The organism is Hymenobacter qilianensis (genome assembly GCF_014638675.1).
Lineage (GTDB): Bacteria > Bacteroidota > Bacteroidia > Cytophagales > Hymenobacteraceae > Hymenobacter > Hymenobacter qilianensis.
In genome coordinates, this window is sequence record NZ_BMFN01000002.1 from 1,002,127 (window position 1) to 1,014,857 (window position 12,731).

General features: G+C 55.1%; 10 protein-coding genes. 4 read left to right on the top strand and 6 right to left on the bottom strand.

Translation table 11 applies throughout. The features are described 5' to 3' along the window. Positions 1-63 precede the first annotated feature (63 nt). The 3 genes from IEW06_RS11930 to IEW06_RS11940 form a co-directional block, all read right to left on the bottom strand. Entirely contained in the window at positions 64-2,103 is a 2,040-nt protein-coding gene (locus IEW06_RS11930; RefSeq protein ID WP_187732722.1) for an RICIN domain-containing protein, read from the bottom strand. A 163-nt stretch (positions 2,104-2,266) separates the two neighbouring features. Beyond that, positions 2,267-2,470, bottom strand: coding sequence for a hypothetical protein (locus IEW06_RS11935; protein ID WP_187732723.1), 204 nt, complete (start codon positions 2,468-2,470; stop codon positions 2,267-2,269). A 403-nt stretch (positions 2,471-2,873) separates the two neighbouring features. Beyond that, on the bottom strand, positions 2,874-3,548 hold the full coding sequence (locus tag IEW06_RS11940) for a response regulator (RefSeq protein ID WP_187732724.1): 675 nt from the start codon (positions 3,546-3,548) through the stop codon (positions 2,874-2,876). A 404-nt stretch (positions 3,549-3,952) separates the two neighbouring features. Here IEW06_RS11940 and gntA point away from each other — a divergent pair, with 404 nt between their 5' ends. Further along, positions 3,953-4,645 (top strand): guanitoxin biosynthesis heme-dependent pre-guanitoxin N-hydroxylase GntA, encoded by a 693-nt coding sequence (gntA, locus tag IEW06_RS11945; RefSeq protein ID WP_187732725.1) that lies wholly within the window; start codon positions 3,953-3,955, stop codon positions 4,643-4,645. Beyond that, complete coding sequence (locus tag IEW06_RS11950) at positions 4,614-5,204, top strand: DUF1989 domain-containing protein (protein ID WP_187732726.1); 591 nt, start codon at positions 4,614-4,616, stop codon at positions 5,202-5,204. Before gntA ends, IEW06_RS11950 begins: the two co-directional genes overlap by 32 nt. Positions 5,205-5,408: 204 nt before the next feature. Here IEW06_RS11950 and IEW06_RS11955 read toward each other — a convergent pair whose 3' ends face one another. After that, on the bottom strand, positions 5,409-6,722 hold the full coding sequence (locus IEW06_RS11955; protein ID WP_188548329.1) for an amidohydrolase family protein: 1,314 nt from the start codon (positions 6,720-6,722) through the stop codon (positions 5,409-5,411). Positions 6,723-6,790: 68 nt separating this feature from the next. Further along, entirely contained in the window at positions 6,791-9,844 is a 3,054-nt protein-coding gene (locus tag IEW06_RS11960; RefSeq protein ID WP_187732727.1) for an amidohydrolase family protein, read from the bottom strand. A 302-nt stretch (positions 9,845-10,146) separates the two neighbouring features. Here IEW06_RS11960 and IEW06_RS11965 point away from each other — a divergent pair, with 302 nt between their 5' ends. After that, positions 10,147-10,368, top strand: a complete 222-nt coding sequence (locus IEW06_RS11965) for a hypervirulence associated TUDOR domain-containing protein (RefSeq protein ID WP_187732728.1) — start codon at positions 10,147-10,149, stop codon at positions 10,366-10,368. A 72-nt stretch (positions 10,369-10,440) separates the two neighbouring features. On the opposite strand, the gene IEW06_RS11970 is transcribed toward IEW06_RS11965, so the two are convergent. Further along, a complete protein-coding gene (locus IEW06_RS11970) occupies positions 10,441-12,024 on the bottom strand; it encodes an amino acid permease (protein WP_188548330.1) in 1,584 nt (527 codons plus the stop codon). 210 nt (positions 12,025-12,234) lie between these two features. Here IEW06_RS11970 and IEW06_RS11975 point away from each other — a divergent pair, with 210 nt between their 5' ends. After that, positions 12,235-12,657, top strand: coding sequence for a DUF4890 domain-containing protein (locus IEW06_RS11975; RefSeq protein WP_187732729.1), 423 nt, complete (start codon positions 12,235-12,237; stop codon positions 12,655-12,657). Positions 12,658-12,731: the final 74 nt, after the last annotated feature.

The following is a 12,731-nucleotide window of genomic DNA, read 5'->3' on the forward strand; positions in this document are numbered from 1 at the left end:
TCTTCTACTTACGCGTATGCGTCTGTAGAATGAGCCAAAAGCCTCCTGGTTGAAAACGGCTTACTATTTCGTAATAGTGAACTCCACCCGCCGATTCAGGCGGCGGGTTTCTTCGCGCTCATTGCTGGCGCGGGGTTTCGAGCCGCCGTAGCCAACGGTGCTGATGCGGTCCTCGGCTACGCCACGGCTTACAAGGTAGCGCTTCACTTCCGCCACCCTATCCTCCGATAGCTTCTGGTTGAGAGCCGCATTACCTTGGTTGTCAGTATGGCCTTCCAGACGAATATTTACCGTGGGGTTATCGGTGAGAGTGCCAGCCAGTCGGTTCAGCTCCGCGTAGGATGCGCCAAGCAGATTGTATTTGCCTTGGGCAAAAATCAGCGTTGGCAACTCTAGTCGGGAGCCGACGCCTGCCGGTACCAGAAGAAGGTTGCGTGTGAGTGGCGCCGTAACAGTAAGCGTATCGGTGGCCGTGAGGAAGCCGCCACTTACGGCCGATAGCCGATAGCGGCCGGGCGGCAACGTGAACTGGTAGGTGCCGGTGCCGGCCTCTACGCGGGAGGTGGCATTGTACGAAAAATTGCCCCCCAGACTCGCAATTTTCACTTCGGCGGCTACTGACTGCTGGGTTTTAGCATTTATAACGCGACCCGATAAGAGCGCCCGCGGCGGGGCCACCGCAAACGTAGGCGCGGGCACTTTTTCCACTACCGAATCGGGCGGCACGACGCCCACTTCCGCCCGAAACAGGTCGGCGGGACCGTTGGCGGTGCGGGAGGCAGCGTAGTAGGCCTGCTTGCCATCGGGTGTGAGGCTGAAATAAGCATCAAAGCCCGGACCATTGAGGGTGGGACCCAGGTTGCGCGGCTCACTCCATTTAGTCCAGGAGTCGTCGAGGCGGGTGCTGGCGAAGATATCGGCGCTGCCGTAGCCACCGTGGCCGTAGGAGGAGAAGTACAGGGTTTTGCCGTCGGGCGAAAGCCAGGGGGCAAATTCAAAGCCCGGCGAGTTCACTACGTCGCCCAGGTTGCGCGGCTCCGACCACGAGCCTTTGCCCACGGGCTGACTGATATATATATCGTTGCCGCCGTAGCCCTCGGCGCGCTCCAGGGAAAGCAGCAGAACCTTCTCGTCGTTAGTTTGAAAAAAAGTGGTGGCCGTACCGGTGGAGTAATAGTTGATAATATCCAGCTGCTCGGTGCGGCTGCCATTTTTGCCCCCCACATTACGGGCAGCCCGCGAAATACCATCGTCGTGGAAGGTCCCGTCGCGCTCGTAGTAGCCGCGCACCAGCAGGTAGTAGCCATCCTTTACCACGGCCATCACGCCGTTGTGCTGGGGCGTATTCAGCCCATCGAAGCGCGTGGCTGGGTTCCAGGTGCGGCCCTGATCCACAGAGCGGCTCATCCAGATATCGCCCGATTCGGCGTTTCCTTCCATGTTGCCGGCAAACTTAGTGCGCACAAAAAACAAGGTCGCGTTGTCGGGAGCCAGCACGGGCTGCAACTCATTGCCGGAAGTGTTCAGCGTATTCAACGCTTGCGGCGGCCCAAAGCCGGGCAGGCTGGCATCCACGTTCAGACGAAGCTTAAATAAGCGCCACTGCTGCGTAGCCCGATTTGCAGGCTTCTGCGACACGATGGGCGTACCATTGGCCTTATCGGCCGAGGCTACGGAAATGCAGCGGTCGTTGCCCTTGCTGATGAGTTGCACGCTGCCTGCGGGGCCGCCCGGCACCAGGCGCCACTGCTGATAGAGGCTGCCCGTGTAGGGGCGCTGCACCAGGGGGGCATTTTCATCGGGTTTGTCTACTGTCAGGCACTTACCGCTTTGGCGCCCTTCAATTCGAAAATAGTCGCTGCCGGGCATCACGCGCACGAAGCGCCACTGCTGGCTGGGAGCGTGGGTAAACTCCCACTGCACCATGGCCGCCCCCGACTCAAGCGAGGAATTGGCTACGTCCAGCGACCGGCCGCTACTGCGGGCGGCAATGCCGTAGTAAGCCTTCTCGTCGGGAATGAAAGGCGTATTTTGGGCGAAAAGTGGGCCAGCCGTAGCGAAGGCTAATAAGAAGAGCAGAAAACGAAGCAGCGAAGGGAGCATGCACGCAAATGAATGGACTGAGCCGCAAGTTAGCGTAAATCTGAACTGGTTAGCCCCAAACAAGAACCGCCGCTCCTGCCAGAGGCAGGAGCGGCGGTTAATAATGATAAGTAGCTATAATAAATATCTATAAGGTTAAGCTCGCATAACCATAAAGCAGTAGTTAGCTAATAGCATTGTTAATGTACTTGAAGCGAACAAACCGGTCGTTCTCATAGATGGCCGCAAAGTGGCCGGTCGGAGCAGCGCTCTTTGCTTCTGACTTGCGCTCTGCAGAGCGGGTGCTAGGCATCGTCGGAACCGATGGATACGACCCAGGCATCATACCCGGCGCGTGGCAAATGAAGGAAAGGATCTTGGACGGCATAGTAAGTTTGCTTTATAGTGTGAAATTTGGTGTGTAAAAATTGTGGGGAAAGTGCTACCGGGGCGGAGGCAAAGCAGTTAATTTTTTGTGGTAGGCAACTATGAAGATTGATACATCTTTTTGAACGATGCTAAGGTAGATCATTTAATAGGCAAATGTAAATGCGTATAAGCCCGTAATTTTGTGTCTGGGGCAGTACGTAACCCTGTCTACGTACTAGCCCGGATGCCTCCTACGAATAGTGCATTTAAAGCTTAATTAAGGCCTTTATTGTCGCCGACTAAGTAGGTGGTCATTATGTAACCTAAAATAACGATTTGGCGTAGCGGCTGATTCCTGCACCAAAAAGCATAAAAAAAGCCCCTACAATCTGTAGAGGCTAGGCAGTTAAAAGAGGTTGCATTTACTGAATAAGTCTGTGGCGCAACGCATAGCGAATCAGGCCGATAATCGACTTTGAGTTGGTCTTGGTTAAGATGTTTTTGCGGTGCGTTTCCACTGTTCGCTCACTGATAAACAGCTTTTCGGCAATATGATGGTTGGAGTACTCTTTACTGATCAGCTCCAACACTTCCCGCTCACGTACAGTCAGTGGCACAGGATCATCGGCGGCCGGGGCTGGCCTCAATGCAGTGAGTTCCAGATTTTGCAGCAGCATAGAGCCTACTTCCGAGCTGAAGTACGTGCGGCCCGCAGCCACTTGCTCAATGGCTTGTACCAGTTCTTCCGGGCCCAGACTTTTTAGCATGTAGCCACAGCCACCGGCACTAAGCACGTCGGTTACGGAAGCGTGATCATAGAACATGCTGAGCGCCACAATACGCAGCTTGCTATTGATTTCACGCGCCGCCCGAATAAACTCCAGCCCCGACATCTGAGGCATACTCAGGTCAGTGAGTACTACCCGCACCTCCGGATGCTTAACCAGCAGTTGCAGCGCATCGGCGCCCCGGTTTGCTTCGGCCACCACCCGGATATTGGGTCTGGATTTCAGCAAGGTCTTGACACCCTCTATCACCATCTGGTGATCATCGAGCACCAAAACAGCAATAAAATCATCGGATACTAGCTCGTTCATATGGCGCAAATGGTCGGGCAGACAAACAATCTACGCAGTTGCCACACATAATAGATTGCAACCTGCCCGGATAAGTTGCCTACAACAGTAGATAGAAATATACGATAAATCTTCTAGTGTAATACTATTCCACGAGCCCCTATACCTCGCCTCAACGGCACATATCTGGCCTTACTTGGAATAGAAACTGGCAACGTCACTGGTTTTCTAAAGAGCCTAAACCTAGCGAAACTTTACCAAAGAAAAGCCTTTTTCCCCGTCCAAATGGCTTTTTTTATAAAACAAGCGCTACTGTCCTGTTTAACTTTTTCTGTTAAAAACCTCAACCTTTCGAATAAGCTGCTCGTTAACCAAACCCAGGAGTTTAATTATTCCGCTTGTCTTGTTTGACTTAAGTAGTTTATATGACTGATGCTCAGAGCAATATTATAACATCCGAATACTTTGATTTTATAAATACCAAAGAATTCCCATGTGTAGCTGCCAAAACCGCCCTTACCTGGAATCAGGTAAAATGCCTGGTGGTTGATCATATGGCTTGCCCTAAAGATGATGCGGCCATTCTGAAGTTCGTCTACGATTTTGTGGATGAGTACCGGCAGTCGACCAAGCTGTATCACAGTGTAGCAATAATCTTTAAAGGTCCGGAAGACCCGAATGAAGCCCAGTTTGAAGAGTTTCTGTGGCAGCGCCTACAGGCCCTATCCAACCTGGATGCGCAGCGCTACGGCTACGACAAGCGTGTAGTGTCCGATCCTAACTCTCCCGATTTTAGCTTTAGCCTGAAGGAGGAAGCATTTTTCATCATTGGTTTGCACCCCGGGAGCAGCCGGCTGGCACGACGGTTTAAGTACCCAACTTTGGTATTTAATGCCCACGCTCAGTTTGAGCAGATCCGGGCAAATAGTCGCTATGATGGCCTGCGCAACACCATCCGCACTCGCGATATGGCTTTTTCCGGCTCTATCAATCCGATGCTGGAAGATTACGGTCAAGCATCGGAAGTGTATCAATACAGTGGCAAGGTGTACGACCAAGCCTGGAAATGCCCTTTTTTAAGTCAACATGCAGCAGCTAACCATCATTCCGCCGCGTAGCGGCACTTCCTTCCTAGTAAAAAAGGGCCAGCATTTGCGAGTGGTCGATATTGAGGGCGAGCAGGTAGCCGATTTTGTGTGCTATAATTTGGCTGATAAGGCTGAATACCTGTCGTCGGGCCGCACGATTGACTACGCCGAAACCATCTTTCTGACCAAAGGCCACCCTTTCTACTCCAACCGCAGCAACATCATGTTCGACATGGTGGAGGATACGGTGGGCCGCCACGACTTTTTGCTCACGCCCTGTAGCGCCGATACGTTTCGCATCATCTACGGGCACCAGCAGCCGCATCGGGGCTGCTTCGGCAACCTGAGTGAGGCACTAGGCCAACATGGCATCAGCCCCGATGCTATTCCCATCTGCTTCAATATCTTCATGCACGTGACCGTGGATGGCAATACCGGCAAGGTGGATGTGCTGCCGCCCAAAAGCAAAGCAGGTGATTACGTGGTGCTTGAGGCGAAAATGGACTTGTTGGTAGGATTAACAGCCTGCTCGGCAGAAATGTCGAACAACTACGCGTTCAAGCCAATCGGCTATCAAATTGAAGACTGAATTGGTGGTTCTATCTAGCCAGCCTTACATATAAGACCGTCATGCAGGGCGGTAGCGCAGCATCTCGCGTGCTGATGTGAGGTTACTAATCTTACTAAACACGCGAGATGCTTCGTGCCTCAGCATGATCGCCTTGTTTAAAATAACCACACAAAAAAGCCCCCAGAATTCTTCTGGGGGGCTTTTTTTGGCAGGTTAAATTAACTACTTCACTCCTACTGGCATTCCATACTTGCCCCGGAACTTCCGGTTCAGGTACACCTGCTTGTTTTCGGGACTGAAAGCGCGGCCCTCGATATAAGCGTGAGTGATGTTGTTGGTGCGCATGTCCAGCAGGTCGCCGCTGCTCACGACTAGGGTAGCGCTTTTGCCGTTTTCGAGGCTGCCGAAGTCTTTGTCGATGCCTAAGATACGGGCAGGGCTCAGCGTGACGGCTGTAATGGCCTGCTCTTGCGTGAGGCCGTGGCCAGCGGCCGTACCGGCAATAAAAGCTAAGTTGCGGGAGCCGGCCGTTTCCATACTTCCCTCATAATCAAGGCAGAAGCGAATACCGGCCTGCTGCAGCATCGCAGGCAACTTGTAAGGCAGATCGTAGTCGTCGCCGGGGCGGCGGGGCAGGGCGTGCGTGCGCGACAGAATTACGGCAATGTCGTGCTGCTTCAGGAAGTCCAGCATCATCCAGGCATCGCGGGCACCGATAACGGCAACTTTCTGCACGCCCAGGCGCTTGGCAAAGCTTACCGCTTCAATGATTTCCTTGCCGTAGTCAGCGTGGATAAACAAGGTCTTGGAGCCATCGAAAATGCCCCCCAAGGCAGACAGACGCAGGTTTTCGCGCCGGCTAGGGGGCAAATTCTTGTAAGCCGCCGCTTCCGTGAACATGGCTTCCAGCTCGCGCAGCTGCGTCTGCCGGTCCTTGATGCGCTTTTCCACCGCTTTCTCGTCTTCGGCCGGGTTCAGCTTCAAAATCATCTGCGGCCAGTTCAGGTGCATGCCATCATCGGTGCGCACGGCGGCATCCTGCCAGTTCCAGGCATCCAGTTGCACAATGCTGCTTTGGCCCGAAAGCATACCGCCGCGAGGCGTCACCTGGGCCAGCAGCACCCCATTGGTGCGCACCGTCGGGATGATGTCGGAGTCGGTATTGTAGGCGATGATCGAGCGCACATTGGGGTTCATCGTGCCCACTTCCTGCTCGTCCACCGTTGCCCGAATAGACTCGGTTTCGGTGAGCCCTAGTGTAGTGTTTGGCAAAATCAGACCCGGATAAATTTCCTGGCCTTTCACGTCAACTACCTCGTAGCCTTCGCGTTGGGTGAAGCCATTTTGGGCCCCAGCATACGTGATGCGGCCTTTATCGAAGGCCACGGCGGCATTGGGCACCACGGTGCCGTTGCCCACGTGCAAATTGCCCCCCACCAGCAAAATGGGCCGACCTTGGGCCGGTGCGGGCATCGGAACCTGAGCCGCCGCTGATACGGCCGTGAGCAGGCTTAAAGAAAGAAGTATATGCTTCATGGTTGAGTATTCTATGGATGAGTAAGGCAGTTTGCCACCACAGAGGCGGAGAAAACCGACTTTACTTACTATTTATCAAGTTCTTTCTCCTCCCCTACCGAATCGCAGTGGAAATGGCCGGTTGCCTTGGTTACGGGCGTTTGGGTGGGCGCGCCACCCTTCTTGGCAGCCAGCATTTTCTGCACGATGCGCAGGCGCTCTTTCTCCATTTCCTGACGCATCACTTTGTCTGATTCGATGTCGAAGAGTTGACGGCCATCAACGAAAGTGCGCTCGGCGTGGGCATAAATGCTCAAAGGGTGAGCGCTCCACAGCACCACATCGGCGTCCTTGCCTTCCTTTATGCTGCCCATCTTGTTGTCGACGTGGAGCATTTTGGCCGGGTTAATCGTGACCAGCTTCATGGCTTCCTCTTCCGACAAACCGCCGTATTTCATCGTTTTGGCGGCTTCCTGGTTGAGGCGGCGGCTCATTTCGGCATCGTCGGAGTTGATGGCGACGGTCAGGCCGGCGTCGTGCATGATGGCGGCGTTGTAGGGAATGGCGTCGCGCACCTCGTTTTTGTAGCCCCACCAGTCGGCAAAGGTGCTGGCGGCTGCGCCGTGTGCCTTCATTTTGTCAGCCACTTTGTAGCCTTCCAGAATGTGAGTGAAGGTGTTCACCTTGAAGCCCAGGCGGTCGGCCACGTTGATAAGCATGTTGATTTCACTCTGCACGTAGCTGTGGCAGGTGATGAAGCGCTTGTTGTTGAGAATTTCCACCAGCGCATCCAGCTCCAGGTCGCGGCGCGGGGCTTCGGCTTTTTTCTGCTTGCCTTTGCTGAGCTTATTGTAAGCCGCCCACTCCTTTTCGTATTCCTTAGCCCGCGTGAAAGCATCAACAAATACCTGCTCTACGCCCATGCGCGACTGCGGGAAGCGCAGCACGTTGGCCTCACCCGCGTTCGACTGCTTCACGTTCTCACCCAACGCAAACTTGATAAACCCATCAGCGCCGGCCACTTTCAAATCCTCGGGAGTACCGCCCCAGCGAATCTTAATTAGCTGCGACTGGCCCCCGATGGGGTTGGCCGAGCCGTGCAGCAGTTGAGCCGCAGTCACGCCGCCCGCCAGGTCGCGGTACAGATCTATATCCTCCGGGTCGAGCACATCGCCAATGCGTACTTCCGAGGTAACGGCCTGTGTACCTTCATTTACGCCACCGATAACGGCAATGTGCGAGTGCTCATCGATAATGCCCGGCGTGAGGTGCTTGCCCGTCCCATCAATTAGGCGGGCATCTTTGGCTGATAGGTTCTTGCCTACTTTGGAAATTTTGCCCCCCACCAGCAATACGTCGGTGCCTTCCAGCTTGCCAGCTGCTTCGCTGGTCCACACGGTGGCATTTTTAATTAATACTGTTTCCTGCTGGGGCATGGCCGCGCGCCCGTAGGCTGCAAACGGATACAGCATAGAACCCAGCTGAATAGGCTCAGGTGCTTTGGCCGAGTCGCGCTTGGCGGCCTGGCTGGCTACCTCCTGCCGCTTCGCCGACCACTTCACCAAGGTAGCATCGGGCAGCTGGCCATCGCCCTGAAACTGGCGGGTTTCGGGGGTGAAGTAGCCGCTCAGGCGCACCGAAGCGGCTTTATCTTTAGGCGTCGGATTGTACACGATGGTTGCCAGCTCGCCCTGTACCGAAATTGCCCCCCGGACGGTGTCTTTCGGCGCCATGGCTATTTTCAGCTCCGGAGCCTCCGGCTTACCTGCCACCCGCATTTGCACGGCCGGGCGGTTGCCTACCTGCAACGTGTACACGCCACGGTAGTCGGCGGGCAGGTTGCTAAGCTGGTAGCGCTCTCCCTGCACCCAGTTGTCGAGCAGCACGTTATCCTCGGCAAACAGCCGATTCGAGCAAACCAGGAAATTGGCGGTCAGGCCGGGCTTCAGGCTGCCTACTTTGTCCTGGGCCTTAATCAGTTCGGCAGGCGTAGCCGTGAGGGCGCGCAGGGCCTGCTCCTCGCTCAAACCGTACTGAATGGCCTTGCGCAGATTAGGCAGAAACTTCTTTTTGTCCTTCAGATCGGTGGCTGAAAGTGTAAAAGGTACGCCAGCCTTCGCCAGTAAAGCCGCGTTGGCGGGGGCCATTTCCCAATGCTTCAAATCTTCCAGCGGAATGCGTGAGGCGTCGTACACGTCGTCCACATTGTACGCATCCGGGAAGTTGAGATTAAGAATAAACGGCGCGCCGGTAGCCTTAATGTCGGCGATGCGCTGGTACTCGTCGCCGCGGCCTTTGATGATGAATTGGGTTCTGAACTCGTCGCCAAGCTTGTCGGCCCGCAGCGCGTTCAGCTTGTCGCTCACCTCAAAAAGCTGGGGCAGGCGGCGCTGTTCCTGAAACGCACGCAACGACAGATTCTGTTCTTTGGTGGGGTTGCGCTGGTTCCATTCGGCGTCCAGGTAGGTTTGGCGCAGCAGCGCGATGCTGCCCATCAGGGAGCCGGGGTAGTTCTGGGTGCTGGTGCCTTTGTTAAAGGAAAAGCCCGCGGCGGCCCGATCCGTCAGAATAACTTCGTTTTCGCGGCGGCCGGTGGTGGCCAGCGTTACGAGAGCGGCCGTTCCACGCGCAATGCCATCGGGCTGCTGCGTGAGCACGGCTCCGAAGCCCAGCTTACGGTACGCATCGGCTTGTTCTTCATTGATTCTGAAGTCGCTGGCGGCGTCGGTTTCGGGATGCACGGCTTGGTTCCAGTCGTAGGCACCGCCTTTTTTGCTCTCAAACTGCGGCGGAGGCCGACGACCGGTTCGCTCGGCGGGCTTTACTTCGGGCAGACCATAGCCAGATGCCAGATCCACGAAGCCCGGATAGATGTATTTGCCTTTCAGATCCTGCACCACGGCGCCGGCCGGAATCTTCACGTTGGTGCCCACCGCCTCTACCTTGCCATCCCGAATCAGAAGCGTGGCGTCGGTGAGCTTGGTTTTGTAGTCAGTGAAAATGGTGGCGTGGGTGAAGGCGTACAGGCCCGGTCGCTGGTCGTACACGCCGTTGCGCGGGAAGGTGCTGGTTTGGGCGTAGGCGCCGAGGCTACTCAGCAGCAGCCCACTCACCAGCCCCAATCGGGGAATAGAAGTATGCATTAAGGGTTTGGGTTGATGGAAGAACGAAAAAGCAGGCAGACCAGCTGCGCAGCTGGCATCGAATCAAATGTAGAAAATAAGCCCCGTTACCGAACTGTATTTCAAAGTACTAATGCACAGATGATGAGCCCGCGGCCGGCCGGCTTTTACCTTTCTCTGCGGCCTTCATCGGGGAGCGGCCAATGCCGGCCCGCTTGCCCGATATTCATCCTTGCCTGCTGCGAAACAATGTGCTGACTACCTGAGTACAAGCTTTACTGCTACCTCAGCACTACGTACCAAGCACTAAGCCCCAAATTCCCATGCGCAAAGGCACCACCGTTACCTGGAAATACGGCACTGGCACAGCCAGCGGCAAAATCGAGGAAGTTCATAAGGAATCCATCACCAAAAAAATCAAGGGCAGCGACATCACCCGCAACGGCACCGCTGACAACCCGGCTTTCGTGATTGTGCAGGAGAATGGCGATAAGGTCGTGAAGCTGCAAAGCGAAGTGACGGCCGCCACTGACAAGAAGAAGTAACGTAAAGTTGGCTTCCACAAAAAAGCCCCCCAGAGAATTTCTGGGGGGCTTTTTTTATGCTCAGAATCGATCCTACAGGTTGTCCTTGTCGGGCTCGATGAAGGCTTGCTCTTCCATCTCCTTCGGCACTACTACAATGCCTTGCTGGAGCTTGCTGTTGCGCTGCCCGTAGATGAAATACACAATGATGCCGAGAATCATCCAGCCTAAAGCTACTTTCAGGGTGAATAAGTCGAGGGCGAGAATCATACCCAGACACACCACAATACCCATAATCGGTACGAAGGGGAAAACGGGCGACGAGAGCGGCGCACGGAACGGACGATGCTGCGCTGGATCGGAGCGGCGCATAATCCAAACCCCCGCCGATACCAGCACGAAGGCCAGCAGCGTACCAAACGAGGTTAAGTCACCAGCCAAAGAGCCAGGTACGAAGGCGGCAAAACCACCCACAAACACCAGCAGCGCCAGGTTAGACTTGTAAGGAGTGCGGAACTTGGGGTGCAGCTCGGAGAAGGCTTTGGGCATTAGGCCATCATTTGCCATTGAGAAAAATACCCGACTCTGGCCCATGAGCATTACCAGAATTACCGACGAGAAACCGGCCAGAATAGCCACCGTCACGGCCGTAGCCAGCCAGCCGAAGCCCGGCATGTGCTGCGCAATAGCGTAGGTTACAGAAGCCTCACCGCCCAGAGCTGGGTCAGCGAATTCGCGCCAGTTAGCAACGCCCGTCAGTACGTGACCGAAGAGAATGTAAAGAATGGTACACACGGCCAGCGAGCCCAGGATACCGATTGGCATGTCACGCTTAGGATTCTTGGCTTCCTGAGCGGCAGTACTTACGGCATCAAAACCGATGAAAGCGAAGAATACGATGGCTGCGCCACCCAAAACGCCTCCCCAGCCGTGCTTATTCCAGGCTGTGTACTCGCGTACTACGGTGCCAGCAGCATTTTTCACTGGCTCCGCGTTTTCAGGAATCAGGTAAGGCGTATGGTTGGCGGGATCAATAAACTGCCAGCCAACTGCAATGAAGATCAACACGATAGCCACTTTCACCACCACAATAATGGCGTTGAACATAGCCGACTCTTGGGTGCCTTTAATCAGCAGCAATGACAACGCCACGATAACCAGCAAAGCCGGCAGGTTGATGATACCGTACTCCGTTACGCCATTTATCACGGCGCTCTCGAAGGGCGAGTGACACATGCTGTAGGGTATACTGGTGCCAAATTCTTCCAAGAGCTTGTTCAGATACTCGCTCCAGGCAATAGATACGGTGGCCGCGCCCAAGGCGTATTCCATAATCAGGGCCCAGCCGATAATCCAGGCTACAAACTCGCCCATGGTGGTGTAGGCGTACGTGTAGGCCGAGCCGGCAATCGGAATCATGGCCGCAAACTCGGCGTAGCACAAGCCCGCGAAGGCGCAACCAATAGCAGCCACAATAAAGGCCAGCGTAACGCCCGGCCCCGAGGCCTGCGCAGCCGCTGCTGCCGTGCGCACAAATAATCCGGCTCCGATGATGGCCCCGATGCCCAGCGCCATCAGGTTCAGGGCGCCCAGCGTACGCTTCAGCGTGCCTTCGCCGGAGGTGTTGGCTTCTCCCAGCAACTGAGCCAGGGGTTTTTTGGCGAAAATGTTTGCCATAGAAAAAGAAAAGAGGGGAGGTAGAAGGTGAGAATTGGAGTGAGAAGAGGCAATAGCGGCCTTAAAACAACGGCTGCGTGGCCCGAATATAGGCGATATTCCGGTTCAGGTAGCGCACGGAGGCATAATACCTCCTCGCTCCTACCCAATTAAACCATGGGGCGGCATCTGCATCCAAGCAGTAGAATTTCACCCACAGACTCTCTCCTAATGAAAAAGATGCTCATCCTGCTCGCCGCTTTCACATTAACTGCCGGCGCAGCTTCTGCTCAAACCCAACCTACCAAGCCTGCCCAAGCCCAAACCCAACGCGGTAAGAAATCGGCGGATCAGCGCACCAAAAAAACGCCCGAGCAGCGCGCCGAAGCACGTGCCGCCAACTTATCCAAATCGTTGGGCCTGAATGCCGAACAAACTGAAAAGGTGCGGCAACTGCATCTGACCCATGTCAAGGAAATGGACGCCGTACGGGCCAAGGATATTGAAAATCATCAGAAAGGTAAAGCCACCCGCGACCGTCATGAGGCCCAGCTCAAAACTATTCTGACTGCTGACCAATACGCCAAATACGAGCAGCAGCGCACCGAGCGCATGGCCAATCGCAAAGGAGGCAGAATGAAGGTCCGCGGCTAAGCCTGCACCATCGTAGCAAAAAAGCCCCCCAGTCAATTGACTGGGGGGCTTTTTTGTGTCGGAGCAGAACAGTA